Origin of the sequence: Halobacillus sp. KGW1, from assembly GCF_001592845.1 — a bacterium.
In the GTDB taxonomy this organism is placed as follows: Bacteria; Bacillota; Bacilli; order Bacillales; family Halobacillaceae; genus Halobacillus.
In genome coordinates this window covers 1,027,029-1,052,971 of the sequence record NZ_LSOC01000003.1, presented here as the reverse complement: position 1 = coordinate 1,052,971, position 25,943 = coordinate 1,027,029, and the positions used below count along the sequence as shown (strand labels likewise).

The window sequence follows — 25,943 nt, the reverse complement described above, 5'->3', positions numbered from 1 at the left end:
TCTGTGGAGGGAGAGGACAGATGAGCCATAAACTGAAGGTCGGAGAATTGAAAGCCCTCTATCTCACCGAAGAACAAATATGGCGGACGTTCACCATCGTCCTGACAGCACGATCGAAGAAGTCTGCCACCTATAAATTCGGACTGTTAAAAGCGATGATCGAGAACCTTTACCAAGTCGATGAGCAAGGTCAGGTCACCTATGATCAGCTGGCCTATTCTTTTACGAAAATCTATTGGAATCTCGTCATTCATCATCAGCTGGAGCAGGGGACGCGGGGGTCTGCGGTCGTCAATCGATTGTTGGACATACAATCACAGGGAAATATCCCGAGAGATGTAACATTCGATAAACTGGATCCTACTTTGCAGTTGAGGGCTGTAAGACAGGTGAAGTCTGTGATGAAGACAAACGTCTTCGGAGCCCTGTACGGTGATACCCATGGGGCATTCTATGCGTTCGATCATAAGACGGAGCAGTTCCGGTTCCATAAGGCTGTCCTGACGTTCATGCGGAAATACCAGCGATTAATGGTGGATTTGATCAACTACCATATGGCGAAGATGATCGAACAGCTCAATGAAGTGCCGAACGTCCATTATCTGCTGGATAAGGTGGAGAGCATAGCCAAGCGTTCGACGTTGAAGCCGTTTGAAAATGTCCTCCTGCAGTATTTTGAGCAGAGCTGCTTTTATTGTGGTCGCAGCTTAGCTAAAGGGGATGTGCAGACACATGTCGATCATTTCATTCCGTGGTCATTTGTGCAGTCGGATCATCTGTGGAACCTCGTGTTGACATGCAGAAGGTGCAACACGTCGAAAAACGATAAGATTCCTGTGCGGGATTACTTGGATGATGTGGTAGAACGGAATGAATCGCTGCTTACCTATCCGGAGCTTGTCGTCCATGACAGGGATTTGCTGCACTATAAAGAAGAGAAAATGGTCCATTTATATGAGTATTCGATTCAGAATGGGTATGAGGATATCTGGCTTCCGAGTTGACGGGAATCCTCTTTTTAAAGTAAGTCAAAGCAGGTTACTTAATGGAGTGCTTACGTTCTTCTCTCTATTCAACTACTTTTCCATCCAGCGCCTTTGCCCTCACCTTTCTCCCACGCAAGAATAGAATAATAGATAACGATTATCAAAATAGAGGTGGAAGAAGTGGGGTCGGAAATACCGTTTTTGAAAGGTCTGACAGGAGAGGTGGTCACTCCGAAGGACCCGGAATATGAAGAGGCGCGCCAGGAGTGGAACCGGGCGATCGATAAGTTTCCGCTCGTGATCGTGTACTGTGAGCGGAAAGAGGATGTGAAGAATGCGATCCGCTGGGCGCGCAGGCACCGGGTGAGCATCCGGATCCGGTCGGGCGGGCATCATTATGAGGGGTATTCGACGGGGGATTTCGTGCTGGTGATCGATATCAGCCGGTTGAATGCGCTGCGGTTGGATGAGCATCACCACCTCCTTTATATGGGGGCTGGGGCGAAGAATACCGAAGTGTACGATTTCGTCGGTTCGAAGGGCTACGTTTTTCCCGGGGGGACGTGTCCGACGGTCGGTGTCGCCGGGTTCACGCTCGGGGGCGGCTGGGGATTTTCCAGCCGGCTGCTCGGTCTTGGGTGCGACAGTCTGGTGGAGATGGAGCTCGTCAATTTCAAAGGGGAGATCGTGAAAGCGAACAAGCACCGCCATGCAGATTTGTTCTGGGCGTGCCGGGGCGCCGGGGGCGGGAATTTCGGTGTCGTCGTCGAGATGACGTTCCAGCTGCCGAAGCCGGTGAACAGTCACGTGACGCTTGTCCGTTTCTACTATGTCGGCACGACGGAGGAGAAGCAGGCGGCGGTGATGGACATTTGGCAGGAGTGGCTGCCTTGTCTCGACAAGCGGATGACGCTGGTGGCGAGCTTCTATCATGCGGCGGAAGAAGGGCTCGGCATCTTCGCTCAAGGGTTCTTCTACGGTCCGCCGGAAGAAGCACGGCTGCTGCTGGCGCCGTTTGCGGTAGTGGAAGGGTTCCGGGTGGAGCTGGAGGAGTCGCCGTTCCTTGAGGCGGTGCAGAAGGTGGAGGAGACGTATCCGCCGTCGGAGAAATTCAAATCGACGGGGCGGTTCGTCGATCGGCGATTTACGGATAAGGAGCTCGAGACGATAGCCGGGCTCGTCCAGAATCCGGCGGAAGGATCGGTGTATGCAGCGGTCTCGTTCTATGCGATGGGGGGACAGATCTCGAAGATCGATAAGCGTGATACGGCATTTTACTACCGGGATGCGCACTATATCATCGGGATTCAATCCGTATGGACAGAGGATATGTTCGCTGAGAAGAACAAGGCATGGGTCCGCGAGCGCTTCGAGTATATCAAGCGGATCACGGACGGGTCGTATGTGAATTTTCCAATCAGCGGGTTGAAGGATTATGAACGGGAATATTTCGGAGCCAATGCGAAGCGGCTGGACATGGTGAATGAACGGTATGATCCGTACAACGTGTTCCGCTTTCCACAGGGGCTTTAGGTGACAGGACATGGGAGGCGCTCCCGTGTCTGTTTTTGTGCAGAAAAGCAGGTTTCAACGAATTGTCACAAACCCTCGATTCATGGAGTTCCGTCCCCGTGAAGCCTGTCCTATCACCGTTCGGAAGGGAGGGGAAGGACGCAATGGAGGCATAATGTAAGGAATCCCCCCTCCCGTATGGATTGCGCCCGTCTATCCGAGCGATTAAGATGGAGGTAGATTCTATTAACACCTTGATTAAAGGAGATTGCACATGCTGAATACAACGATTGGAAAATTGAGAGTGACGGGATTCCTGGAAGGTTTGTCGTTTCTGTTTCTTTTGTTCATCTCGATGCCGTTGAAGTATATATGGGACATTCCGGAGTTCGTGACGTATAACGGGATGATCCACGGGGCGCTGTTCGTGTTGTATGTCCTCGTCGTCGGTTATGTCACGTATCAAGTCCGTTGGTCCAAGAAATGGATGATCGGCGCCCTCGCCGCTTCCGTGATTCCGTTCGGAAACTTCGTGCTCGACCGCAAGCTGCAGGGCAGGTTCCCGGAGCATCAGACCGAACGGGCAGCAGGATAATTTCATAGACGAAAAAAAGAGTCGAACCTCAGGACGAGGTTCGGCTCTTTTTGTGCTTTTTTACAGGAATGTATCGACGATCAAATAGGCGTTCAGCAGGATGACGATGAAAGAGATCACCCAGGCGGCCGCCGTCGTCATGCGATGGTTCTTCAATCCGCCCATGATCTCCCTGTTGCTTGTGAACATAATCAAAGGTACGAGCGCGAAGGCAATGCCAAAGGACAGCACGACCTGGCTTGCGACGAGTGCTTTCGTCGCGTTGACGCCTGAGAGGATGATTGCAAGCGGCGGGATCATCGTGATGGCACGCCTGAGGTACAGGTTGATGCTTTTTCTTATAAAGCCCTGCATGACGACGTCGCCGGACATTGTGCCGACCGATGAGCTCGAGAGTCCTGCGATCAGGAGGCCGAAGCCGAACAGGATCGCTGTGAAAGGTCCGAGCGTCGAGCCGAGTTCGTTGAACATGACGGTCAAATCGTCGATGCGCATGTCGCGGTCGAAGAACAGGGCGGCTGCGATGACGAGCATGCTCATGTTGATGGCACCGGCGATGATCATCGCAAGGACGATATCGATGAATTCGAAGCGGAAGATCTGCTTCTTCTCTTTCTCGGTCCTGCCGACGACGCGCTTGTTCGTGAGTGCCGAGTGCAGGTAGATGGCATGCGGCATCACGGTCGCGCCGAGAATGCCGGCGGCGAGGATGATGCTGTCTGTGCCTTCGAAACTCGGGACGGCGATGCCGTGGCCGACTTCGGTCCAGTCAGGGTGCGCGAAGAACGTCTGGAGCGCAAAGGCCAGAACGACCATCAGCACCATAGCGGATATCGTCGTTTCGAAGGCGCGGTACCCCCTCCGCTGCATTTCAAGGACGGCGAAGCTCGCAAGTGCCGTTATGACGGCAGACGGAACCATGCCGATGCCGAAGATCAGGTGCAGGCCGAGTGCCGCTCCGATGAATTCGGCAAGATCTGTCGCGATGATGACGAGCTCGCTCTGGATCCAGAGGAAGATCGACGTCTTTTTCGAGAAGCGGTCACGTGCCACTTCAGGGAGATTCCGGCCGGTCGCAATGCCGAGCTTCGCGGACATGGACTGGATCAGGACCGCCATCAAATTCGAGAAGGCGATCACCCATAACAATTGGTAGCCGTAGGTGGAGCCTGCGGCGATGTTCGTTGCGAAGTTCCCGGGGTCGATGTAGGCGACGGCTGCGATGAACGCGGGTCCGAGGAACGGAAGGAGACGCTTCAGCCCCTTTACATCCCCGCGCAGCACCGCTTCTGCTGCGGATGTGGTTGTGCTGGTACTACTCATGTTTCTTCACCTGTTTCTGTATATTTTGCCTTTATCATAAAAAGTTGCCTGAGGTAAAAACTTAACACACGACTATTATATTCCCACTTTTTAGGTTTGTAAACAGAATCGTTTTTCGAATTTCTTCAGAAAAAAATATTTTTTTTGTAAAAACGTGACACCAAAATGCGAGGTTCTTTCGATTATAGATTGAGAGGCTTTTTATAGTCCTCCAGAAAATGAAAGGAGTTGGAAGGATGAATTATTTGAAAGAGTTGAACGTGTTCCTGGACCGATTGGAGATGGAGGAGATGAGCGCAGGAGCAGCGATCCTCTGGGTGTCGCTCATGCATTTCAACAACAAAGCAGGGTGGAAGAAGGAGTTCGCGCTGCCATCGATGGTGCTCATGACGAAGGCACGCCTGTCGGAGACGTCCTTCAAACGGGCGCGGAAGGAGCTGAAGGAGAAGGGGTATATCAAGCACACCTTCGTTGCGAGAAACCGTGCTCCGGTGTATGAGATGATCTCGCAGCTGGGTCCGGAACAGACCGCCGGTTCGGCCGGAGGAACGGCCCTTGAGCCGGACCATGGGACGGCCCGTGGGACAGCCCCTTTATATAAACAAAAGGAAAAGAAACAAAACAAGCATGAGGAGGCGGACGCTCCTTTGATCGATCCTCATACGTTCTACGAGCAGCATATCGGCCCATTGAATCCGTTGATCATCGAACGGATCACCTACTGGTGTGAGGAGCTTTCGGACAGGCTTGTGATCGAGGCCGTCAAACGGTCCGTGGAGCAGAACAAGCATTTCTTCCGGTATTGTGAAGCGATCCTGAAACGGTGGGCGGCAGACGGTGTGAAGACGGTCGCTGATGTGGACCGCATCGACTCGATGAAGGAGAAGGCAGGCGGCGGGGAAGACCTGTTCGAAGCATTCCGAAGGGAGCGGGAGCAATGACGTATGAAGAAGCGGTGAAGGTGCTGAAGACGATCAAGGATTTCTATCCGGATAAATTCCAGCTTACTGAGAACACGATCGCCATGCTTGTCCCGGAAATCGAGAAGATGGAGTATGTACCGGTGATGAAGCGTCTCACGGCGTATGTGTGGGAGAATCCTTTTCCACCGCGGCTCGTAGATATTGCGTCGTATCCGGAAGAAGTGGAGGATCAGCTGGAAGAAGAACGGAAATGGGCACAGGAAGCGGCGGCAGTATCCATGGAAACCAAACGGAAATTCGAAGAAGCGATGAAAAATCTGATGAGGAAGGTGACGCAGGATGTTTATAAATGAAGCGGCAGAACAAGTAGTGATCGGATCGATTTTGTTGGACGGGGGATTGATGGAGGATGCGCTGTTGTTTCCGGTCCACTTCTCGAATCCCGGGCACAGACGGATTTATGAGGGGATGAAGAATATCCATGAGCGGAACGAGCCGGTCACCATCCTCACGGTCACGACAGAGCTGAAGGGAGAAATCGGCAAAGTGGGAGGCGTCGGGTATTTGGCGGAACTGGCAGGATCGATCGCGACGACCACCACGTTCCGGCACGATCAGCGGCTCGTCCTCGATGCCTATCGTCACAGGGCGTTGGGAGAGGCCTGTACCCGCTATATGAACGACCCGACAGATGACGGGATCGAAGAACTCTATCAGTTCTCGGAGAAATACCGCAAGTTGAGTCTGGACTGCACCGATAAGCAGATCGAAGAAACGCTGCTTGAAATCGTCCGTGAGATGGATGAAGCGGAGAAGGGGAAGACCGGTTATGGAACAGGTAATGAGCTGCTCGATATTAAAACCGGCGGCATTCAGCCCGGCGATTTGGTGATATTGGCGGCCCGTCCGTCGATGGGGAAGACGGCCTATGCGCTTCATCTTGCGGCCAATCATTGTGAGGGCGGAGGCAGTGTCCAGATCTTCAGCCTGGAGATGGCCGTCAAGCCGCTGCTGCAGCGGATGATTTCGGCGGATGCGTCGGTGAACGGCAGGAAATGGCGGTCGAGGATGTTCAGCGACAGCGATTATGAAGGCGTCGTGGAATCGGTCGGGCGGATTTCCGAATGGGAACTCGACATCCATACCCATGCTTCTACCTACGAGGATATCCACGCTCATACGAGAGCTTACCTTCGCAGACATAAACCTCCGCGTCCGATGATCATCATCGACTATCTCCAACTGATGTCCACGAATGACCGCCATGAACGTCGCGACCTCGAAATCGGCCACATCACCCGCTCCCTTAAGAAAATGGCGGTGAAATATAACATTCCGATCATCCTCCTATCCCAGCTTTCCCGCCAGGTCGACCAGCGCCGCGAGAAGCCTCCGCTTCTGTCTGACCTGCGCGAATCCGGCAATATCGAACAGGATGCCGATATGATCACTTTCCTCTACCAATCCCAGGACCCGCAGGATGAAGCACACAAGGATAAAATCCATCTCCATATCGGCAAGCACCGGAACGGCCCGGTTGGAGACATTCCAATGTATTTCCGCAAAGAGTTCGGTAGATTTGAAGAACGGGGAGAGGGGAGTCTGGAGGCTTTACCGGAGCAAGGAACGTTTTTACTTCAAAAAAAGAACACGCCGACTCCGACAGTCTGACCGCCTCTTCTGTGACCTTCCGCTCAGATCGTTTCCGTGATTCCCTGATTGTTAGTCTTCCTTTCCTGTTTTTTCAGTAGAGAGGTCTGTTTTATTGATTCCATTCCGGGGGAGGAGTAAAGTGTCTCGATGTGGAAAGTTTTAGCAGAAAGGATGAGGCAGATGTGGAAAGAAGACTATGTAAAAGTGAATGATGTCCATCTTCATTACGTAACCAAAGGAGAAGGAGAGCTGATGCTGTTCCTTCACGGATTCCCGTACTTCTGGTACAACTGGAACCATCAGATGGAAGCCTTCGCGGAGGATTATAAGGTCGTCGCGGTCGATATGCGCGGCTACAACCTCTCCGATAAGCCGGAGGATGTCGAGGCTTATAAGATGAAGATTCTCGTTGATGATGTGAAGAAAGTGATCGAAGCGTTCGGAGAGAAGGAATGTATCCTCGTCGCGCATGACTGGGGCGGTGCGATTGCCTGGTCGCTTGCCTATACGGACCCTTCTTATGTGAAAAAACTGATCATGTTCGATGCGCCGCACCCGCACACGTTCCGTCGGGAGCTTGCGGAGAATCCGGCCCAGCGGGAGGCGAGCAGCTATATGGGATTCTTCCAGCGTCCGGATGCGCATGAGCTCCTGCTTCAGAATGATGCGGAGCGGGTGAAGAAGATTGTAACCTATCCGGGTCTCGAGAAAGGCTACCTGACCGAGGAGGAGGCGCAGAAATACGTCGATGCCTGGACACAGCCGGGAGCGATGAACGCGATGCTGAACTATTACCGGGCGATTTCCTTCTTCCCGTTCGAGGAGCATCTGAAGAAGCCGCTCCGCCTGCCGTATGACACGTTCGAAGCGCCGACACTCCTGATCTGGGGCGATGACGATATCGCTTTTGAGAACAGTAACCTGGACGGGATCGAAGCGTATGTTCCGGATATCACGATCCACCGTATGCCGGGCGTCGGCCATGCGCCGCACCACGAGAAGCCGGCAGAGGTCAATGGTTATATGCGTGCATTCCTTGAAAGAAAATGATGGTGAAAAACGTCCTCGGATGAGGGCGTTTTTTGTTGTTTTTTTACTGAAAAAGGACGTTTTGCTGTTCGGGATGCAGGAGAGTATGGGAGAAAGGTAGAAAGTAAGAAGAAAATCTATCGGTATAGGGGAGCGGTGTATGGAGATCATCGTGCAGTTTCAAATCAATCTATTTGCCCTTGTCATTCTGGCTGTCCTGTATATGATCATGTGGGCGAAGTCCAAGGTGGAGAGCTTCGGGAAGAAGGTGCTGAAGACGATCATGGCAGCGACCGCCTGTGCGATCGTTCTCGAACCGATGACGTGGATTTTCGACAAGAAGCTGTTCCCCGGGGCATTCGTACTCGAGTATTCGACCAACTTCCTCCTGTTCCTGATCGGACCGGTCCTCGGCGGTCTGATGCTGTCGTATGTCGATTACCATCTTTTCAAAGATCCTTCCCGTGTGCAGAAACGCATGTACTACCAGCAGCTCAGCATCGTGACGCTTGCTGTCCTTCTCATCAATATCTTTCATCCTATCTACTTCGACGTCGAACCGGGCATCAATAAATTCAGCAGCGCCGCGTTCAAAGACGTCCATTACGTCGTCCTCGGCAGTCAATATGTCTATATGTTTGCATTCGTTATTAAGAATCGAAAGCGGCTGCTCTCGTATGTCACCGGTCTCTTCCTCCTTTTCTTTGCGCTGCCGATCGTCGGAATGGTCGTCCAGCTGTTCGAATCGCGGATCTATTTCTCATGGACGGCAATCGTGATCGGGATTCTCGTCTCCTATATGTTTCTTGAATCGGCGACGACGGAGGAGGATTTCCTGACGAAGCTCTATAACCGGCAGAGTTATGAAGTCTATGTCAATCACCTGATCGAGATCCGTCGTCCCTTCGGCGTATTGTTGATCGATCTCAACCATTTCAAGGAAGTCAACGATAAATACGGCCACCGAGAGGGCGATCAGGTTCTCGTCGGCTTTGCCCGGGTGTTAAAGAAGGTTTTCCAGCACAAAGGGCTCTGCGCCCGCCTCGGCGGGGATGAATTCATCGTCGTCGTCGAGAAGGAGATCCGGAACGTCGTGCCTGCGGTCGCGGAAGTCGAGCGGAAGTTGAAGCGGCAGGAGGAGGCGCTTCTCCGCCAGACTCGTTTCAGCTACGGTTACCAAGCGTATGAGCCGGGCATGTCGACAGAGGAACTGTACACGGCAGCCGACCGGAAGATGTATGAGTTCAAGCGCATGGGCAGGCAAAAGAAGACGCTTACGTAACATCAGGGGCATTTTTCTACTTGCAAAAACGGTGACCTGAGGCGGGAAGCGTACTATACTAGGGGTTGGAAGTTCATTAAGGAAAGAAGGATTCATTGTGTCAAAAGCAGCAAAGATTCTCTTACAAATAGCCGGACTCTATCTTATTTATCTGATCGGGACGTGGATCCAGTCGGCGCTCCACCTGTTCATTCCCGGCAGCGTCATCGGCCTGCTTCTGTTATTCGTATTATTGATGCTGAAGGCGGTGCCGGAGAAGTGGTTCCGGAAAGGGACGGGCTTCATGATCGCGAACCTCCCGTTCTTCTTCATCCCTGCGACCGTCGGTATCATCAGTTACGCTTACGTCTTTAAAGGAAAAGGGCTGCTTCTGATCGTGATCGGCCTTCTCAGCACCGCGCTTGTGATGGGGCTCTCCGGAGTCGTCACCCAGCGGATGGTCAGAAGGAGGGAGGAAGCATGAAGGAGATAGGTATCGGAATCTTCATGGTCGTCCTCACGGTGGCTGCCTATAAGGCGGCGACCTTCGTTTACCGGAAGCACAACCGGATGTACACGGCGCCGATCATCGTCTCCACGGTGATCATCATCGCGTTCCTCCTCGTCTTCCACCTGCCGTATGAAACGTATATGACAGGCGGGAAATGGATCGATCACCTGCTGGGGCCGGCCGTCGTGGCGCTTGCGTATCCGTTGTATCAATACAGGGAGATTCTGAAGCGTATGCTCGTCCCGATCGTCACAGGTACGTTCATCGGTGCCATCGTCGGCATCACGTCAGGTCTGCTCCTCAGTAAGTGGGCAGGATTCAGCAGCCTGATCATCCATTCGATCGTCCCGAAATCCGTGACGACGCCTGTTGCGATGTCCATTGCCGAATCGACGGGCGGTGCGATGCCGCTCGCCGCTGTCTTCGTCATGATCGCCGGCATCGGCGGTGTGCTGATCCATCCGTTCGTCATGCGCTATACGAACCTGACGCACCGGATCGGGCGCGGCGTCGGGATGGGAAGTGCCTCCCACGCCATCGGAACAGCGACGGCGATGGAGCGCGATACGCTGGAAGGCTCGATCAGTACGATCGCCATGGTGCTGAGCGCCGTCATCGTATCGATCCTTGCCCCTGGTCTCTCCCTGTTACTACTATGAAAAATGACGAAAAACGTCGGAGACTCCGGCGTTTTTTTTCGTTTCTTGTAGATTGGGAGAATGCCCCTTGCTGAACGGGTTAATATTGGATAGTATTAGCTTAATCTAATCGGATAGGAGGCGGAAAGGATGATGATTGGGGGACCATTTCTCGTTGCGACGATTCCCGGGGTGCTGGTCGTGATACTCTCGTACTGGCTGGCGCAGAAGAATCTGCCGCTGCTGGTGAAGATGCTGCCGACGATGCTGGCGGCCCTGGCTGCCACCATCCTGTTTTTTGTCGGCTTCGTCATGATCCGAGGTTTTGAAGGAGCGGCGTACAGTCTGCTTGCCATCTTCTTGATGGGCTATGCCGTCGTCGCTTCGACCGTTGCCAGGAAGAGACGGCAGCTGCTTAAGGAGAAGGAATCAGGAGAGGCGTAATCTACGCCTCTCTTCTGCTTTTTGAAAAATTTATTTTCAGGTAAGAGGGACGGGCTCCGGGAAATGGGACGCTTTCCACGGGGCGGCCGGTGAGCCTCCTCATCGCTTCGCTCTTCCGGGGTTTCACCTGTTCCGCTAATCCCGTCGGAGTCTGCCCATTTCCCTCCGCCCTTCACGGCGAGCATCCTTTCTTCTGATACAAAAGTAAAAATGTGAGGAGATCCGGAACCTATTTTGTCATGGTTTCAGGAAGATACATAACACCCTTTCTATGGGAAATGGTAGCACGATTCCAATTTTCGTCCCATGTGTTTTTTACATGCACGGGACATGCTTTCTTTTCTTACTATATCGGAGAACGTATTTTTCCTTGGTCATGTGCGGACAGACGCCTTTCCTGCCGTTTTCCGATATGAAAAATTGTATATAATTGTTAGATAATAGTGACTTTTCGGTGTATAAAGCGGTATCATAGAGACAGGGTCATTAAATGACAGGAGAGGTGCGATTTTGTGACCTCGGCATCTTTTCTGCAAATTTCATGATATAAGGATGGTTAATATGAGCAGCAGAGAAACGAAAACAGACGTGATCTTGATAGGTGCTGGCATTATGAGTGCGACCCTCGGTTCACTCTTGAAGGAATTAGCCCCAAATTGGAACATTACCGTTTTTGAGAAGCTCGGAACGCCCGGAGAAGAAAGCTCGAATGAATGGAATAATGCAGGGACTGGCCATGCGGCTTTGTGTGAGTTGAATTACACGAAGGAAAAGGCGGATGGTTCGATCGATATGACGAAGGCTGTCTCGATCAATGAACAGTTTCAGGTGTCCAAACAGTTCTGGTCTCATTTGGTGAAGACCGGCCAGTTGAAGGACCCGGAACAGTTCATCCGGCCACTGCCCCACATGAGTCTCGTCTTCGGAGGAGAGAATGTCGACTTCCTGAAGAAGCGCTATGATGCGATGTCACAAAATCCTCTTTTTAAAGGGATGGAGTATTCGGAAGATCCAGAGCAGCTGAAAGAGTGGATTCCGCTCATCATGAACGACCGCCATACTCACGGACCGGTCGCGGCGACGAAGATGGATAGCGGTACCGACGTCAACTTCGGTTCCTTGACAAGGAAGCTGTTTCAGAATCTGGAGGCCAAAGGGGTGGAAGTGCAGCATCATCACCACGTCAAGGATTTATATCGGACGAACGACGGCCGCTGGGAATTGAAGATGTACGATGATAAGAACGATAAGCTGGAAACCCGGAAGGCGGATTTCGTATTCCTCGGTGCGGGTGGTGGAAGCCTCCATCTTCTGCAGAAGTCCGGCATTCCGGAAGGCAAAGGAATCGGCGGTTTCCCTGTCGGGGGGCAGTTCCTTGTCTGCAAGAATCCGGAGATTGTCGAACAGCATGAAGCGAAGGTGTACGGCAAAGCTCCTGTAGGTGCACCGCCGATGTCGGTGCCGCACTTGGATACCCGCTATATCGGCGATCAGAAGACGCTGTTGTTCGGTCCGTTCGCAGGGTTCTCGCCGAAGTTCCTGAAGACAGGTTCGTTGATGGATTTGTTCACATCGATCAAACCGGGCAACATTTTGACGATGCTTGCAGCGGGAATGAAGGAAATGGCGCTGACGAAGTATTTGATTCAGCAGGTACTCCTGTCGAAGGAGCAGCGGATGGATGCTTTACGGGAGTTCATCCCGAATGCGAAGAGCTCCGATTGGGACCTCGTCGTTGCCGGCCAGCGTGTCCAGGTAATCAAGGATACGAAGGAAGGCGGCAAAGGAACGCTCCAGTTCGGGACGGAAGTCGTGAACAGTGCGGACGGTTCGATTGCGGCTTTGCTCGGGGCATCCCCGGGGGCGTCGACAGCCGTGCACGTCATGATCGATGTGCTGAACCGCTGCTTCCCTGACCATATCGATCAATGGAAGCCGAAGCTCGCCAAGATGATTCCATCCTACGGCGTATCGCTCGTCGATCACCCGCGGATGATCCAGGATATCCACCGTACGACAGATGAGGCGCTTGGTCTGGCAAAAAAGGAACTGATCTTTAGTTAGGGGTGTATAGAAAGAAGAAAAAAATAAGAAGCATATCGTTTTCCAAAAGCAGTCGCCGATCGGGTCGGAGAAGGGGAAAGGTCCCCCCTTTTCCCGCCGGCGGATGGAAAAAGATGCTTCTTCCTGGACAAGCCTATCGCTGATAGGCTTTTTTCTTTTGTTCATAAAAAGCGACGGCTGCAGCGGCTCCGAGTCCGGCATTCGCTTTGATGAGTTCGATGTTAGCGGCGAGGCTTCTGCCTTCGGTGGCGCGGTTGACGTGATCCAGCAGGAACGGTGTGACGTCCTTGCCTGTGATGCTCTGCTGCTTCGCTTCAACGAGCGCCGCTTCGATGACGCCCGTCATGTAGGACGCATCAAGGGCGTGACCGGAAGGGATCGGGTTGGCGATGACGGCTCCTCCTTGAAGACCGAGCTCCCACTTCGTATGAAGGATGCGCCCGATTTCCTCTGCGTCATCGACGCGGAAATGGACGGCAAAGTCGGATGTGCGCGTGAAGAAGGCAGGAAGGGAGTCGGTTTGATACCCCATCACCGGTACTCCTTTCGTTTCCAGATACTCGAGGGTCAGGCCGAGGTCGAGGATCGATTTCGCACCGGCACAGATGACTGCGACGTTCGTCCTGGCGAGCTCCTCCAGGTCTGCCGATATGTCCATCGTCGTTTCGGCCCCGCGGTGGACGCCGCCGATGCCGCCGGTCACGAACAGGCGGATGCCGGCGAGGTCGGCACAAATCATCGTTGCGGCTACCGTCGTCGCACCGGAGCGGCCGGTCGCAAGCAGATACGGGAGGTCTTTACGGGAAGCTTTGGTGATATCATCCCTTGAGGCGAGCGCTGTCAATTCTTCCGCTGTCAGCCCGATTTTGATCCGGCCGTCAAGGATGGCGATCGTCGCCGGGACGGCTCCGTTATCCCTGATGATCTGCTCGACTTCCTTCGCCGTTTCGATGTTTTCAGGATACGGCATACCGTGGGAGATGATGGTGGATTCGAGGGCGACGACAGGCTTTCCTTTATCCAAAGCTTCGTTCACTTCTTGTGATAGGGAGAGATAGGGATTGAGATTCATAGGAACTCCTCCTGTTTTTTTAATAGATGGGTCGTCAAATCGGTATGGACGGTTGCTGTCGTCTGGACGCAGAGGGCGGCGCTCTTCAGTCCGGCATGGACGGCTTCGGACAGTGGACTGCCGTCGAGCCAGGCGTGCAGCACTGCAGCGGAGAATGCATCTCCGGCGCCCGTGACGTCTACGGTCGTGTCGAGGGCAGGGGCGGGATAGTGGCGGATGCTGCCACCGCTTTCCCCGACCATGACACCCCGCTTGCCCCATGTCACCGTGACATAGCGGACACCGCAGGCGAGCCAGTGTTCAACGGCGCCTTTCCACTGGGCTTCGTTTTGAATGGGAATGTCGAAGTGTGCGGCGCTTTCTTCGACGTTCGTCATCAGCCACGTCAGGCCGCTGATATCCGAGGGCAGCCGCTTCATTTTCGGTATCGAGACGGTGATGAAGGCGACCGGCGTGTGGTCGGCGGCTGCTTCCTTAAGCAGGAAGGCGAGCGTCTCCTGCGGGCAGTTCAAATCGGCGATGACGCATTCGGCCTGCTTCCATTTCTTCTCGTGACGACGGATCTCCTCCGGAAGAACAGCGTCGTAAATAGCCATATCGGCGAAGGCCATCGTCATTTCTCCGTGCTCGTCGAGGACAGCGGTGTACGTGCCTGTGTTCCGGTCCGGCAGATGGAGGACGCCGTCCATTATGATATACTCGGCAGAGGCGCGGGCGATGATCTCCCAGTCGGCATCTCTGCCGGCAGCAGTGATGAGTGTCGGCCGGTTTCCGAGACGACCGAGGTTTTCCGCGATGTTCCTGGCGACGCCGCCGGCGCTTGCGGTCGATCGCACCGGATTCGATGTCTTATAGTCGAAGCGCTCCAGGCAGTGATACTTGCGGTCGACGTTGGCGGCACCGATGCAGAGGACAGGACGGGAATGATTCAGGACATAGGCGCGGCCGAGCAGAATATTTTTCTGTACAAGCTGGGAGATGACGTTGGCGACGGTGGACCGGGACAGGGCGAGGATTTGGGAGAGGTCGTGTTGGGAAATATACGGGTTATTTGCAATCTGTTCATACACCTGACGTTCGCGGTCGGTCAGTTTGTTTGGTAACATAGACAGCCCTCCGGACAAATGTTTGATTCATGGAACATATGTCTAAAGTAGCTGAATTGGAAAAAGCTAGCAATAAAATAGAGACAGGTCGTACGTCCGACTTATCGACAAAATTTTCCGACAACAGGTTGCCAATCGTTTGGGAATTGCTGTATAGTGGGGCTAACAACTTCATAGATAAACGTTCTTATCGAGAAAGGTGGAGGGACTGGCCCTTTGAAGCCTTAGCAGCAGACTCCTGACGGGTACTGTGCTAATTCCAGAAGCGTACGTGCTTGCAGATGAGAAGAGGTTAGATACGCAGGTAATCCGCTCTTCTTTTGGTGAGAAGTGTGGATTTTTTTAATTTCAACGGAAGAAGGATGATAGAGATGACGAATTCAACCATCAAACGAGCTCCATTCAAAGGCGATCATGTCGGGAGCTTCCTGAGACCTGAGCGTTTGAAGGAAGCGCGCCGGCAGAAAGCGGAGGGGACGATTTCCCAAGAAGAGCTGCGCCGGATCGAAGACGAAGAGATAACGAAGCTTGTCGCGAAACAGAAAGAGGCAGGACTTCCTGCCGTGACAGACGGGGATTTCCGTCGCAGCTGGTGGCACTTCGATTTCCTTGAAGGACTCGATGGAGTGGAAGGCTACGACAAGGAGAAGGGACTTCCGTTCGACGGGGTGGAGACGAAGGCGCGCGGTGTCAAAGTGACTGGAAAGGTCGGGTTCACGGATCATCCGGCCATCAGGGACTTCCGTTTCCTGAAAGAGATCGCCGGCGATTCCGTCGCAAAGCTGACGATTCCGAGCCCCAACATGCTCCTGTTCCGTGCCGACATCGACAGGGAGATCTACCCGACGGATGAAGCGCTGCTCGCGGATTTGGTGGATGCGTACCAAGGATTCATCCAGCGGATTTACGAAGAAGGGTGCCGCTACCTGCAGCTCGATGATACCGCCTGGGCGAGTTTTTTCTCGGAAAAAGGCAGAGAAGCGATTGCTGCGGAAGGCCGCGATCCGGAACGTGCCGCTACCCTGTGTGCCCGTTCGATCAACGAATCGATCGCAGAGCGTCCGGAAGACCTGTTGATCACGATGCACATCTGCCGCGGAAACTTCCGTTCGACCTTCATGACGACAGGGAGCTATGAAGCGCTGTCGGAGACGATCTTCGACGGTTTGGACGTCGACGGCCTGTTCCTGGAATTCGATGATGAACGCTCCGGCGGCTTCGAACCGCTCCGTCACGTCAACCGCCCGGATCTGTCGGTCGTCCTCGGCCTGATTACATCGAAGACCGGCGAACTGGAAGACCCGGACCGGATCAAAGCCCGGATCTTAGAGGCATCCGACTATGTGCCGATGTCCCAGCTCTGTCTCAGCCCGCAGTGCGGGTTCGCATCGACGGAAGAGGGGAATGTGATTTCAGAAGAAGAGCAGTGGGCGAAGATCCGCCACGTGCTTGAAATTGCAGGGGAAGTTTGGAGATAGATAGTATAGAAAAAGCGCCCGGCTTACGAGCCGGACGCTTTTTGTGTGGAGAGCGGGGTCCGGTAAATGGGGACGCCCCGTCCTCTGCTAAGGGGTATTATTCAGCAGCCATCGCTTTCTTCCGCACCGCGAAAAAGGAATGGATGGCCGCTGCGACCGGAATGATGAGCGCAATGCCGATGCCGGCACAAAAGATCGCGATCATCTCTTCACTGAACACTTTGGAATTGACGATTTCGCCCAGCGAATAGTCCAAATCCTTGAACCAGATAAGCAGGGCAAGGTAGCCGCCGAAGAAGGCGAAGAACAGCGTGTTCGTATCCGTCCCGAGGATGTCGCGGCCGACGTTCATGCCGGAGACGAACAAGTCCTTCCTTGAGATCTCCGGATGGTGGTGCTGCACCTCACTCATCGATGACGTGATGGAAATCGCCACTTCCGTGATGGCGCCGATTGTCCCGATGATGATGACGGAGGCGGCGATTTTCACGAAATCGAGCCCGATGTATAACGAGTAGGGCGCGAGGCTGTCGGAATCTTCTTCACTGAACCCTTGGATCATCGACATATCTGTAATCAAGTGGATGCCGACGAGCAAAATGGCGATCGTGACCATCGTAGCGAGAAACGCGGTGCCCGTCTTCAAATTCCAGTCGTTCACGTAAATCAGGTTGACGTAGCTGATGACCGCACAGGCGATGATGGTCACGATGATCGGATTGATGTGCGGATCGAGCATGAAAAACAGCGCGACGATGAGAATGACGAAGTTGAAGAATAACGATGCGAACGATCGTACTCCTTTTTTTCCTCCGACGAGGACCATCAATAGGAATAATATGGCGGTTAAGGCGACTAGTACATTCATGATCTCTTCCTCTTTGCGTTAATGATGAACAGTGTAGTGTAGACACTGATCGGGATCGTCAGGACAATGCCGATGCCGCCGACAAGCGCCCGGGCTATTTCAAGCGACAGATTCATGGACAGCGTGAAGCCGAGCGGCGATGTATTCTTCAAGTAGAGAAGAATCGACGGGATCGAGCCGGCGGCATAGACGAAGAACAAGATGCTCGTCAGGGTCCCCATGACGTCCTTTCCGATGTCCATACCGGATTTCCGCAATGCCTTTCCTGTGATGGCGGCATCCTTCTCATAGAGTCCGAACAGTGACGAAGCGATCGTGATCGATACGTCCATCACGGCACCAAGCGAGCCGATGAACAGCCCGGCCATGAATACTTCCCTGTACGGACGGGTCAAATACTGCATTTCCTCATAGCGGAGGCCGTTCCCCTGCAGGGCCTGGATGACGAAATAGGCGATCGCTAAAGAAACGGAAATGCCGATCAGCGTAGATAGAATGGCAGCATACGTCTTCTGATTGAATCCGTTTAAGAAAAGGAGTGACCCGATGCTGAACAAAATGACGAGCCCGCTGCAGATAAAGAGCAGGGTACCGTCGGAATTGGCGATATAAAGATCGAGCGCGAAGTACATCAAGGCTGCGTTGACGACGAGGCTGACGATCGAGAGTGCGCCGCGCTTTCTACCGACAATCAACAGTAGAAAAAGGAAGACCCAGGCGGCAGCGAGGACGTATTTGTCACGCTTTGCATCGATGATCGCACCGGTCAGTCCATCTTCCTGCAGCGAATCTTCATCGATGGAAACAAACACTTCATTCCCTTCCTCGTACTTTTGGTCGTATGCTTCCGAAGAAGAGTATTCGTTGCTCATGTCGATTTTTTTACCCTTATGGGGTCCGTTCAATATTTCCCCGGAAATGGTTTGTGTAGAAATGGTGTCTTTATTGTCGTGGATGTCTGTAACATTCTCCGTATCGACCGTCTTCGTATCGGTCACTTCTGCAATCGTGCGGCCGTAAAGTCCGGCGTTATGGTTGACGAATACCATCGAAGCGATGCAGGTGATGGCGAGCAGGGTGATGACGATCCATTGGCGGTGGGTGATACGGGTAAGTATCTTTCCTGCCTTCATGTTTGAATAAGCCTCCATGCCAACCGTCCGGCGGTGCGGACAGTGGAAAACTGGGCTCTTGAAAGAGTCCGCTGAATAACGCGCTTATCATAGCAGATAACTCCCTCACCGTCAAAACTCTCCGTAGGTTAACTATATTTGCTTTAGCCACTTAAGTTCTGACTTCGAAAAGAGGAAGTGATTTTCAGGTAGAGAGCGGGCTCCGGGGAATAGAGCGCTTTCCGTGGGGTGGCCGGTAAGCCTTCTCATCGCTCCGCGCTTCCGGGGTCTCACCTATGCCACCATTCCCACAGGAGTCTGCTCTCTTCCCCTCCACCCTTTACCATACACGCCTTTCCTTTGATTTATTGATGCAGCCTGATTCATATTTCAAAGGGGGGGAGGCTTTACCTGTTCCTTAGAGTTTCGCGGCAGACTAAAAAAAAACCCTGTCTTCGAAAAGACAGGGCTTAAATTCCATCAGTTACGGATCAGGTGGTCGAACGCACCCAAGGCTGCATTCGCTCCATCTCCCATGGAAATGATGATTTGGTTGTACGGGCTGTCGGTACAGTCGCCGGCTGCGAACAGGCCGGGTACGCTCGTTGCGCCGCGTTTATCGACGACGATTTCGCCTGTGCGTGTTCGATCGACGAAGTCACCGAGCCACTCGGTATTCGGTACGAGACCGATTTGGACGAAGACACCATCAAGCTCGACATGCTTCTCTTCTTCGGTTTCACGATCGATGTACGTGAGACCATTCACATTATCAGAGCCGGTGATTTCCGTCGTCTGTGCATTTGTAAGGACGGTTACGTTCGGAAGGCTGTGCAGGCGTTCCTGCAGCACTTCATCCGCACGCAGTTCCGCGCCGAATTCAAGGACCGTGACGTGTTTCACGATACCGGCAAGGTCGATCGCCGCCTCGACACCGGAGTTTCCGCCGCCGATGACTGCTACGTCTTTGCCTTCGAACAACGGGCCGTCACAGTGTGGACAGTAAGCGACACCTTTGTTCTTGAATTCTTCCTCTCCCGGTACGCCGAGCTGACGCCAGCGGGCACCTGTGGAGATGATGACGGTTTTACTCTTCAGTACGCCGCCGTTCTCAAGCTCAAGTTCGAATAGATCGTTCTTCTCAAGCGAGCGGGCCTGCTGAAGGTTCATGACGTCGACCTCATAGTCCTTCACGTGTTCTTCCAGACTTGCAGCCAGTTTCGGGCCTTCGGTCTTCTTCACACTGATGAAGTTCTCGATGCTCATCGTATCCTGTACCTGTCCACCGAAGCGTTCGGCAACGATTCCAGTACGGATTCCTTTACGGGCGGTATAAATCGCTGCAGATGCTCCTGCAGGGCCGCCGCCGACGACAAGGACTTCATACGGATCTTTGTTGTTGAACTCATCCGGGTCCGGACCGTCTCCGATCTGACTGACGATCTCTTCCAGGCTCATGCGTCCGCCGCCGAAGAATTCGCCGTTCAGATATACGGAAGGTACAGCCATGACGTTGTTGCTTTCTGCTTCTTCTTTAAAAGCGGCACCATCGATCATCGTGTGGGTGATGTTCGGATTGACGACACTCATCAAGTTAAGCGCTTGGACAACATCTGGACAATTATGGCATGTCAGGCTGACATACGTTTCGAAATGGTACGTTCCATTGATGTTTCTGATTTGTTCAAGGACGTTTTCGTCAGCTTTGGGAGCTCTTCCGCTCACTTGCAGCAAGGCAAGGACGAGGGAAGTGAATTCGTGTCCCAAAGGTACGCCGGCGAATGTGATGCCTGTTTCTTCGCCCGGACGGTTGACGCTGAAGCTTGGGGTGCGCTTCAGTTGTGCTGTTTCTGCAGTGATCCGAGGAGACATGGATACCAGCTCTTCTGTAAGAGCCAGCATCTCTTTCGATGTGTCATCCTCGCCTGCACTGATCTTCAGCACGACGTCCCCTTCCATCATCTGGAGGTACTGGTCTAGTTGTGCTTTGATTTGTGCATCAAGTGCCATAAGTCACTGTCACTCCTTAGATTTTACCTACTAGATCAAGGCTAGGTGTAAGTGTTTCAGATCCTTCTTCCCATTTAGCAGGGCATACTTCACCTGGGTTGTTGCGTACATATTGAGCTGCTTTGATTTTGTTTACAAGCGTGCTAGCGTCACGGCCGATTCCGCCTGCGTTCACTTCTACAGTTTGAACAACGCCGTCTGGATCGATGATGAACGTTCCGCGATCTGCAAGACCGGACTCTTCATCAAGGACGTCGAAGCCGCGGGTAATCGTCTGGGAAGGATCCCCGATCATGGTATAAGTGATTTTACCGATTTTTTCAGAGCTGTCGTGCCAGCCTTTGTGTACGAAGTGCGTATCTGTGGATACAGAGTAAACTTCTGCACCAAGTGCTTTAAGATCTTCGTATTGGTTCTGAAGGTCTTCCAATTCTGTAGGGCATACGAAAGAGAAGTCTGCAGGATAGAAGCAGACAACGCTCCATTGACCTTTGAATGTTTCGTTGCTTACGTCTACGAATTCACCGTTTTTGAATGCTTTTGCTTCGAATGGTTGTACTTCTTTACCGATTAGAGACATAGTTGAATTCCTCCTGAGTTATGGTTTTCTGCTTCAAAAAGCAGTAATTTATAATAATTCTAATACGACACCTATTATTAAATAAAACTCCATGTTTGTCAACCGCTGCGATAAATTGTCACATTTACGGATGTGTTACTAGTATATCCAATTTCATCGGATGAGAAACGGGCCGGTTAATTCTCAATCATTAGCATTCTATTGAAAAAGAGAATAGTTCGAATTGTAATTCATTTGTTAAATTATTGGAAATTGGTCAAAAAATTAGGGAAAACTGTTATGCTTAACGTATCTATACTGAATGATGCTGCAGCAATGCATCGTTGATTACTTGGGGGTTTTGATAGTATGAAAGATTTAAGAGCGCCGGAAAAGCGGTTCCGGCCCGAAATTGAAGGTGTGCGGGCTGTCGCTGCACTTCTCGTCGCTATCTACCATATATGGCTCGGTTCCGTTTCCGGAGGGGTCGACGTCTTCTTCATCGTATCCGGATACTTGATCACCACTTCGTTGTTATCACGGATGGTAAGGGAAGGGAGCCTGAACGTCAAGGAATATGTCCTTGGTCTTATGCGCAGGCTGTTCCCGGTTGCCTTCACGGTTCTGTTCACGGTGATCGTGCTTTCGTTCATCGTGATGCCGCAGGCGCAGTGGAAGCAGATCATTGCGGAAGGGTTCTCGTCCGCTTTCTACTTCCAGAACTGGCAGCTTGCCTTCAGTTCGGTTGATTATTTGGCTCAGAACAACCTTGCCAGCCCGTTCCAGCACTTCTGGGCGCTGTCGCTGCAAGGGCAGTTCTATATTACGTGGCCGTTTGTCATTATGCTCGCCTATTATTTAGCACGTAAAGTATTAAAGACGCCGGTGAGAAAGACGCTTCTCGGTGTGCTGCTCGTCTTGTTCACCTGTTCCATCGCGTATTCGATTTACAAGACGGCAGTCAATCAGCCGTGGGCCTATTTTGATACGTTTGCGAGAGCGTGGGAGTTCAGCCTCGGCGGTATTCTGTCCTTGCTGCTTCCTTATTTAAAATTCAAACGAGGAATCAGCATCGCCATGGGGTGGGGCGGCCTTGCCATCGTCGTCTTCACAGGGATGGTTGTTCCCGTTTCGACGATGTTCCCGGGCTACATCGCTCTCCTGCCGACAATGGGGGTCATCTTCGTCATCGTTTCTGCGGAGAACGGAGGACGCTTCGGTGTCGACAAACTGCTCGGATCGAAGCCGTTCCTGAAATTCGGCGGGATTTCGTATGGATTTTATCTGTGGCATTTTCCATTGCTCATTTTGTATTACTCCTACTTCAATACCGATACGATCTCCACAGGGGCTGGAATCATCGTTCTTGCCATTACGGTCGTTCTTGCCTACGTCTCTGTGAATTATATTGAAAAGCCGATCCGGAAGCTGAACGTACGGACGGCGAAACGAAGAATCGTTCTCGCACTCAGCTTCTTCATCATCCCGACGCTTGCTCTCAATACGGCTTGGGACCTTTACAGTAGTCAAGTGAAGGGATCAGCCTATGTCGTGGAAGACTACCCGGGTGCAAGAGCGGTTATGGGGGATATCGAGCCTGCTGACGATAAAGGTCCATATCCGACGCCGATCGAAGTCCAGGAGAACCTGCCGTCTTTTTATGAAGATGACAGCTGCTTCACGTACACGAATGAAGAAGGGCTTGAATATTGCTCCAAAGGGGAGACGGAAAATCCGGATTATACGGTCGCCCTTGTCGGTGGTTCCCATTCCGGACACTGGTTCCCGGCGCTTGAGGAATTGTCGAAAGACTTTAACCTGCAGATCGATGTTTATAATAAAGACGCGTGCCGGTTCTCTGCCGACGATTTCAACGGCAAGTTGAATGAGACGTGTGTGGAATGGAATGAAGATTTGCTTGCGAAACTGTTGGAAGAGCCGCCGGACCTTGTGGTCACGACAGCGACGGTCGGTGCCGGAGACAAAGTTCCGGACGGGTACAAAGAACAGTGGCGGAAACTTGAAGGTATAACGGAAGTTTTCGCCATCCGGGATAATCCTCGTATGGAAGAGGATCCGCTCATCTGCCTCGAACAGAATGATTCTGTCGATGACTGTTCGGTACCGCGCAGGGAAGCGCTGGCGGACGTCGTACCGTGGGAAAATACAGAAGACCTGCCTGGGAACGTGACCTATGCTGATTTGTCGGATTACTTCTGTGAGGAAGACAGCTGTAAGCCGGTTATCGGCAACGTGTACGTGTACCGGGATGAACACCATATCGGAACGCTTTATTCGAAGACGCTCGCTGTCGGATTGAGGGAACCGCTCGAGGAAGCACTGACGAAAGTCGATGAAAACCAAGCTTCCTGAGAACAAATAAAAGCCAGGCGCGGGAGAGAGCCCCGTGCCTGGCTTTTTTTCGGCTATAAGTTGAGCCGTTTATTGATCGTTTCATTGTATTTCTTCAATAGTCTTCCGAACGTTTCCTGTTCTTCGTCCGTCCAGTCAGAAAGCACGCGGGACAAACGCTCAAACCGGCGCTGTTTATTGCCCTCCAGTTCTTCGGAACCGAGCTTCGTAATCCGGTAGAAGTAGGCGCGTCCATCGTTCGGATTCGGTATCTTCTCTACATACCCTTTGGCGACAAGAGCCGCCGCCTGCCTGCTGATCGTCGAAACGTCCAGATGCAGATCTTCCGAAAGGGCTTTCACTCCGGCCGGACCATAAGTAGTCAGCTGACGGAGCAGAATATATGCCGAACGTTCCAGACTGTCGTCCTGTTTCTCTGTCAATACGATCCGGCGGATGAAGTCTGTGACTTGTCGTTCGATCACTTCTACGGATCTGTCACTCAATCCTGCCACCTCCATTAATCCTTTTCCTCCTTTTATCATAACATAGTTGAACGCATTGTCTTGACATAAGAACTTTTATAGTTGTATTATACAAGTAATTGTTTGTATCATGCAACTAAATGGGAGAGGGAGATACCATGCAGGCACAAGATATGATGATGCATGACGTGCATCGCGTAAATCACACGGATTCGATTCGGACCGTTCTTGCCAAGTTGATTCATGAGGAGATCAGCGGGATGCCGGTGACGGATCAAGCTGGAAACATCGTCGCCTATATCAGTGAGGAAGACATCATGCGTTATATAGGAAAGCACAAAGACTTCTTCGTCGATTCTTTGTACACAGTAGCGGTCATACCCGGAGATCGTCATCCGTTCGATGAGCGGATTGAAGAGGTCCTCGACTTGAACGTCATGGAGCTTGCGGATGATTCCGTTCTTACGGCGTCGGTGGAGACAGCAGGGGAGGAAGTCGCCGCCCTGCTCGGAAAAGACGAGGTCAAAAAGCTTCCGGTTGAAGAGGACGGCAGACTCGTCGGGATCATCAGCCGCGGTGATGTGATCCGCCACATCTTCCATTCGAAATTATAAGGAAAGGGGACATGTTATTTATGTCTACACAAACAAACCAGGTCCCACCGGTGACTATTGCCGAGGAACCTGGAATTTTACATCAGCCGAAATCGGTGTGGGCGGTCTTTTTCGCCTGTATCATCGCTTTCATGGGACTGGGTCTTGTCGATCCGATCCTGCCTGCCATAGCCGAGCAGCTGGATGCAGAACCAAGTCAGGTTACGCTCTTATTCACTAGTTATAATGCCGTCATGGCCGTTGCGATGCTCGTCACGGGGTTCATCACTTCGAGAATCGGAATGAAGAAGACGCTTCTTGCAGGGATCGTCATTATCGCGATCTTCTCCGCCCTTGGTGGTCTTTCCAACGGAATCTGGGAGCTTGTCTTCCTGCGCGGAGGTTGGGGACTCGGTAACGCCCTGTTCGTTGCCACAGCTCTGACAGCGATCGTTACGTTGTCCAACAGCGGAAACGCAAAAGCGATCATCCTGTATGAAGCAGCCATCGGTCTCGGCATTTCCGTCGGTCCACTCCTTGGAGGCTGGCTTGGAGCGATGTCATGGAGAGGACCGTTCCTTGGGGTTGCGACGCTTATGGTCATTGCTTTCATCGGTCTGACGACGCTCATGCCGAAAGCGAAGCCGGCAGCAGGCGTTGCTAAGAAAAAAACATCGCTCGGCGATCCGTTCCGTGCATTGAAGCACCGTTCTCTCTTGGTGCTCGGAATTACGGCCGCCTTGTATAACTTCGGGTTCTTTACGCTGCTTGCCTATTCCCCGTTCGTTCTCGGACTGGATGAACACGGACTCGGATTCGTCTTCCTCGGTTGGGGAATTCTGCTTGCCGTCACATCCGTCTTCACTGCTCCGAAGCTGCAAAAATGGTTCGGAACCGTGAAGTCGATGTGCCTGATGCTCGTCGTCTTCGGTCTTGTTCTCCTTGCTATGGGAGCTTGGACATCTACACAATGGGTCGTCATCGCTGCGGTCATCTTCGCTGGTGCGCTGCTCGGTAATAACAATACGCTCATTACGACAGCGGTCATGAACGCAAGCCCTGTCGAACGCTCGACGGCTTCTGCCGCCTACAGCTTCCTGCGCTTTTTGGGTGGTGCGCTGGCACCGTTCCTTGCGGGTAAACTGGCGGAAGTATATAACTCAAGCGTACCGTTCTATGTAGCGGGGGTTGTCGTGCTGGTATCTGTGCTGTTTGTCGCTGTAAACGCGAAGCACGTCCATCACGTCGATGAAGCAGAAGGCCATTAATCATATGCGAAAAGAGGCACCGGATCCGGTGTCTCTTTTTTATTGAAAAAGATTGGAGAAGAGGGCGGACTCCGGGGAATGGAGCGCTTTCCGCGGGGGGC

24 protein-coding genes and 1 riboswitch are annotated in these 25,943 nt (G+C 52.5%); of the genes, 16 read left to right on the top strand and 8 right to left on the bottom strand.

Translation table 11 applies throughout. From position 1 onward, the window contains the following. Window positions 1-20 precede the first annotated feature (20 nt). From AXG56_RS14190 to AXG56_RS14180, 3 genes are all read left to right on the top strand, one after another. Entirely contained in the window at window positions 21-1,004 is a 984-nt protein-coding gene (locus AXG56_RS14190; RefSeq protein WP_062515104.1) for an HNH endonuclease domain-containing protein, read from the top strand. A 162-nt stretch (window positions 1,005-1,166) separates the two neighbouring features. Then, a complete protein-coding gene (locus tag AXG56_RS14185; RefSeq protein ID WP_062515102.1) occupies window positions 1,167-2,519 on the top strand; it encodes an FAD-binding oxidoreductase in 1,353 nt (450 codons plus the stop codon). A gap of 253 nt (window positions 2,520-2,772) precedes the next feature. Next, window positions 2,773-3,093 carry a DUF3817 domain-containing protein gene (locus tag AXG56_RS14180; RefSeq protein ID WP_062515100.1) on the top strand — a complete coding sequence of 107 codons (321 nt, stop codon included), beginning with the start codon at window positions 2,773-2,775 and terminating at the stop codon, window positions 3,091-3,093. Between the two features lie 60 nt (window positions 3,094-3,153). Here AXG56_RS14180 and AXG56_RS14175 read toward each other — a convergent pair whose 3' ends face one another. Then, window positions 3,154-4,416, bottom strand: coding sequence for an Nramp family divalent metal transporter (locus AXG56_RS14175; RefSeq protein ID WP_062515098.1), 1,263 nt, complete (start codon window positions 4,414-4,416; stop codon window positions 3,154-3,156). A gap of 236 nt (window positions 4,417-4,652) precedes the next feature. Between AXG56_RS14175 and AXG56_RS14170 the strand changes: the two genes are divergently transcribed. The 9 genes from AXG56_RS14170 (at window position 4,653) to AXG56_RS14130 (ending at window position 12,939) form a co-directional block, all read left to right on the top strand. Continuing rightward, window positions 4,653-5,357: a DnaD domain protein gene (locus tag AXG56_RS14170; RefSeq protein WP_026577680.1), complete on the top strand. Its 705-nt coding sequence runs from the start codon at window positions 4,653-4,655 to the stop codon at window positions 5,355-5,357. Beyond that, window positions 5,354-5,692, top strand: a complete 339-nt coding sequence (locus tag AXG56_RS14165) for a hypothetical protein (RefSeq protein WP_008634321.1) — start codon at window positions 5,354-5,356, stop codon at window positions 5,690-5,692. Before AXG56_RS14170 ends, AXG56_RS14165 begins: the two co-directional genes overlap by 4 nt. Then, window positions 5,679-7,010 (top strand): replicative DNA helicase, encoded by a 1,332-nt coding sequence (locus tag AXG56_RS14160; RefSeq protein WP_035388106.1) that lies wholly within the window; start codon window positions 5,679-5,681, stop codon window positions 7,008-7,010. Before AXG56_RS14165 ends, AXG56_RS14160 begins: the two co-directional genes overlap by 14 nt. A gap of 129 nt (window positions 7,011-7,139) precedes the next feature. Beyond that, window positions 7,140-8,042, top strand: coding sequence for an alpha/beta fold hydrolase (locus AXG56_RS14155; RefSeq protein WP_008634319.1), 903 nt, complete (start codon window positions 7,140-7,142; stop codon window positions 8,040-8,042). 139 nt (window positions 8,043-8,181) lie between these two features. Further along, window positions 8,182-9,303 (top strand): GGDEF domain-containing protein, encoded by a 1,122-nt coding sequence (locus tag AXG56_RS14150; protein ID WP_062515097.1) that lies wholly within the window; start codon window positions 8,182-8,184, stop codon window positions 9,301-9,303. Between the two features lie 97 nt (window positions 9,304-9,400). Next, window positions 9,401-9,766 (top strand): CidA/LrgA family protein, encoded by a 366-nt coding sequence (locus tag AXG56_RS14145; protein ID WP_008634316.1) that lies wholly within the window; start codon window positions 9,401-9,403, stop codon window positions 9,764-9,766. Then, window positions 9,763-10,452, top strand: a complete 690-nt coding sequence (locus AXG56_RS14140) for an LrgB family protein (RefSeq protein ID WP_008634309.1) — start codon at window positions 9,763-9,765, stop codon at window positions 10,450-10,452. Before AXG56_RS14145 ends, AXG56_RS14140 begins: the two co-directional genes overlap by 4 nt. Window positions 10,453-10,581: 129 nt before the next feature. Continuing rightward, on the top strand, window positions 10,582-10,875 hold the full coding sequence (locus AXG56_RS14135) for a YesK family protein (protein WP_008634307.1): 294 nt from the start codon (window positions 10,582-10,584) through the stop codon (window positions 10,873-10,875). 561 nt (window positions 10,876-11,436) lie between these two features. After that, window positions 11,437-12,939 carry a malate:quinone oxidoreductase gene (locus tag AXG56_RS14130; RefSeq protein WP_008634305.1) on the top strand — a complete coding sequence of 501 codons (1,503 nt, stop codon included), beginning with the start codon at window positions 11,437-11,439 and terminating at the stop codon, window positions 12,937-12,939. A gap of 133 nt (window positions 12,940-13,072) precedes the next feature. On the opposite strand, the gene AXG56_RS14125 is transcribed toward AXG56_RS14130, so the two are convergent. After that, window positions 13,073-14,011, bottom strand: a complete 939-nt coding sequence (locus AXG56_RS14125; RefSeq protein WP_062515095.1) for a pseudouridine-5'-phosphate glycosidase — start codon at window positions 14,009-14,011, stop codon at window positions 13,073-13,075. Beyond that, a complete protein-coding gene (locus AXG56_RS14120; protein WP_062515093.1) occupies window positions 14,008-15,117 on the bottom strand; it encodes a carbohydrate kinase in 1,110 nt (369 codons plus the stop codon). Before AXG56_RS14120 ends, AXG56_RS14125 begins: the two co-directional genes overlap by 4 nt. A 184-nt stretch (window positions 15,118-15,301) precedes the next feature. Beyond that, window positions 15,302-15,405: riboswitch (SAM riboswitch) on the top strand. Window positions 15,406-15,488: 83 nt separating this feature from the next. Here AXG56_RS14120 and AXG56_RS14115 point away from each other — a divergent pair. After that, a complete protein-coding gene (locus AXG56_RS14115; RefSeq protein ID WP_062515091.1) occupies window positions 15,489-16,595 on the top strand; it encodes a 5-methyltetrahydropteroyltriglutamate--homocysteine S-methyltransferase in 1,107 nt (368 codons plus the stop codon). A 97-nt stretch (window positions 16,596-16,692) separates the two neighbouring features. On the opposite strand, the gene AXG56_RS14110 is transcribed toward AXG56_RS14115, so the two are convergent. From AXG56_RS14110 to ahpC, 4 genes are all read right to left on the bottom strand, one after another. Beyond that, on the bottom strand, window positions 16,693-17,463 hold the full coding sequence (locus AXG56_RS14110) for a YibE/F family protein (RefSeq protein WP_008634297.1): 771 nt from the start codon (window positions 17,461-17,463) through the stop codon (window positions 16,693-16,695). Then, on the bottom strand, window positions 17,460-18,596 hold the full coding sequence (locus tag AXG56_RS14105) for a YibE/F family protein (RefSeq protein WP_062515089.1): 1,137 nt from the start codon (window positions 18,594-18,596) through the stop codon (window positions 17,460-17,462). Before AXG56_RS14105 ends, AXG56_RS14110 begins: the two co-directional genes overlap by 4 nt. A 459-nt stretch (window positions 18,597-19,055) precedes the next feature. Next, on the bottom strand, window positions 19,056-20,585 hold the full coding sequence (gene ahpF, locus AXG56_RS14100) for an alkyl hydroperoxide reductase subunit F (protein ID WP_008634295.1): 1,530 nt from the start codon (window positions 20,583-20,585) through the stop codon (window positions 19,056-19,058). A 16-nt stretch (window positions 20,586-20,601) separates the two neighbouring features. Then, a complete protein-coding gene (ahpC, locus tag AXG56_RS14095) occupies window positions 20,602-21,165 on the bottom strand; it encodes an alkyl hydroperoxide reductase subunit C (RefSeq protein ID WP_008634293.1) in 564 nt (187 codons plus the stop codon). Between the two features lie 348 nt (window positions 21,166-21,513). Between ahpC and AXG56_RS14090 the strand changes: the two genes are divergently transcribed. Continuing rightward, window positions 21,514-23,517, top strand: a complete 2,004-nt coding sequence (locus AXG56_RS14090; RefSeq protein ID WP_062515086.1) for an acyltransferase family protein — start codon at window positions 21,514-21,516, stop codon at window positions 23,515-23,517. Between the two features lie 53 nt (window positions 23,518-23,570). Here AXG56_RS14090 and AXG56_RS14085 read toward each other — a convergent pair whose 3' ends face one another. Next, a complete protein-coding gene (locus AXG56_RS14085; RefSeq protein ID WP_008634291.1) occupies window positions 23,571-24,017 on the bottom strand; it encodes a MarR family winged helix-turn-helix transcriptional regulator in 447 nt (148 codons plus the stop codon). Between the two features lie 122 nt (window positions 24,018-24,139). Here AXG56_RS14085 and AXG56_RS14080 point away from each other — a divergent pair, with 122 nt between their 5' ends. Further along, window positions 24,140-24,595 carry a CBS domain-containing protein gene (locus tag AXG56_RS14080; RefSeq protein WP_062515085.1) on the top strand — a complete coding sequence of 152 codons (456 nt, stop codon included), beginning with the start codon at window positions 24,140-24,142 and terminating at the stop codon, window positions 24,593-24,595. Between the two features lie 20 nt (window positions 24,596-24,615). Beyond that, window positions 24,616-25,842 carry an MFS transporter gene (locus AXG56_RS14075; protein ID WP_026577688.1) on the top strand — a complete coding sequence of 409 codons (1,227 nt, stop codon included), beginning with the start codon at window positions 24,616-24,618 and terminating at the stop codon, window positions 25,840-25,842. Window positions 25,843-25,943: the final 101 nt, after the last annotated feature.

Coding starts and splice junctions, on each gene's coding strand:
- AXG56_RS14190 (WP_062515104.1), top strand. CDS start 21: ATGAGCCATAAACTGAAGGTCGGAGAATTGAAAGCCCTCTATCTCACC.
- AXG56_RS14180 (WP_062515100.1), top strand. CDS start 2,773: ATGCTGAATACAACGATTGGAAAATTGAGAGTGACGGGATTCCTGGAA.
- AXG56_RS14175 (WP_062515098.1), bottom strand. CDS start 4,416: ATGAGTAGTACCAGCACAACCACATCCGCAGCAGAAGCGGTGCTGCGC.
- AXG56_RS14170 (WP_026577680.1), top strand. CDS start 4,653: ATGAATTATTTGAAAGAGTTGAACGTGTTCCTGGACCGATTGGAGATG.
- AXG56_RS14165 (WP_008634321.1), top strand. CDS start 5,354: ATGACGTATGAAGAAGCGGTGAAGGTGCTGAAGACGATCAAGGATTTC.
- AXG56_RS14160 (WP_035388106.1), top strand. CDS start 5,679: ATGTTTATAAATGAAGCGGCAGAACAAGTAGTGATCGGATCGATTTTG.
- AXG56_RS14155 (WP_008634319.1), top strand. CDS start 7,140: ATGTGGAAAGTTTTAGCAGAAAGGATGAGGCAGATGTGGAAAGAAGAC.
- AXG56_RS14150 (WP_062515097.1), top strand. CDS start 8,182: ATGGAGATCATCGTGCAGTTTCAAATCAATCTATTTGCCCTTGTCATT.
- AXG56_RS14140 (WP_008634309.1), top strand. CDS start 9,763: ATGAAGGAGATAGGTATCGGAATCTTCATGGTCGTCCTCACGGTGGCT.
- AXG56_RS14135 (WP_008634307.1), top strand. CDS start 10,582: ATGATGATTGGGGGACCATTTCTCGTTGCGACGATTCCCGGGGTGCTG.
- AXG56_RS14130 (WP_008634305.1), top strand. CDS start 11,437: ATGAGCAGCAGAGAAACGAAAACAGACGTGATCTTGATAGGTGCTGGC.
- AXG56_RS14125 (WP_062515095.1), bottom strand. CDS start 14,011: ATGAATCTCAATCCCTATCTCTCCCTATCACAAGAAGTGAACGAAGCT.
- AXG56_RS14120 (WP_062515093.1), bottom strand. CDS start 15,117: ATGTTACCAAACAAACTGACCGACCGCGAACGTCAGGTGTATGAACAG.
- AXG56_RS14115 (WP_062515091.1), top strand. CDS start 15,489: ATGACGAATTCAACCATCAAACGAGCTCCATTCAAAGGCGATCATGTC.
- AXG56_RS14110 (WP_008634297.1), bottom strand. CDS start 17,463: ATGAATGTACTAGTCGCCTTAACCGCCATATTATTCCTATTGATGGTC.
- AXG56_RS14105 (WP_062515089.1), bottom strand. CDS start 18,596: ATGAAGGCAGGAAAGATACTTACCCGTATCACCCACCGCCAATGGATC.
- ahpF (WP_008634295.1), bottom strand. CDS start 20,585: ATGGCACTTGATGCACAAATCAAAGCACAACTAGACCAGTACCTCCAG.
- ahpC (WP_008634293.1), bottom strand. CDS start 21,165: ATGTCTCTAATCGGTAAAGAAGTACAACCATTCGAAGCAAAAGCATTC.
- AXG56_RS14090 (WP_062515086.1), top strand. CDS start 21,514: ATGAAAGATTTAAGAGCGCCGGAAAAGCGGTTCCGGCCCGAAATTGAA.
- AXG56_RS14085 (WP_008634291.1), bottom strand. CDS start 24,017: ATGGAGGTGGCAGGATTGAGTGACAGATCCGTAGAAGTGATCGAACGA.
- AXG56_RS14080 (WP_062515085.1), top strand. CDS start 24,140: ATGCAGGCACAAGATATGATGATGCATGACGTGCATCGCGTAAATCAC.
- AXG56_RS14075 (WP_026577688.1), top strand. CDS start 24,616: ATGTCTACACAAACAAACCAGGTCCCACCGGTGACTATTGCCGAGGAA.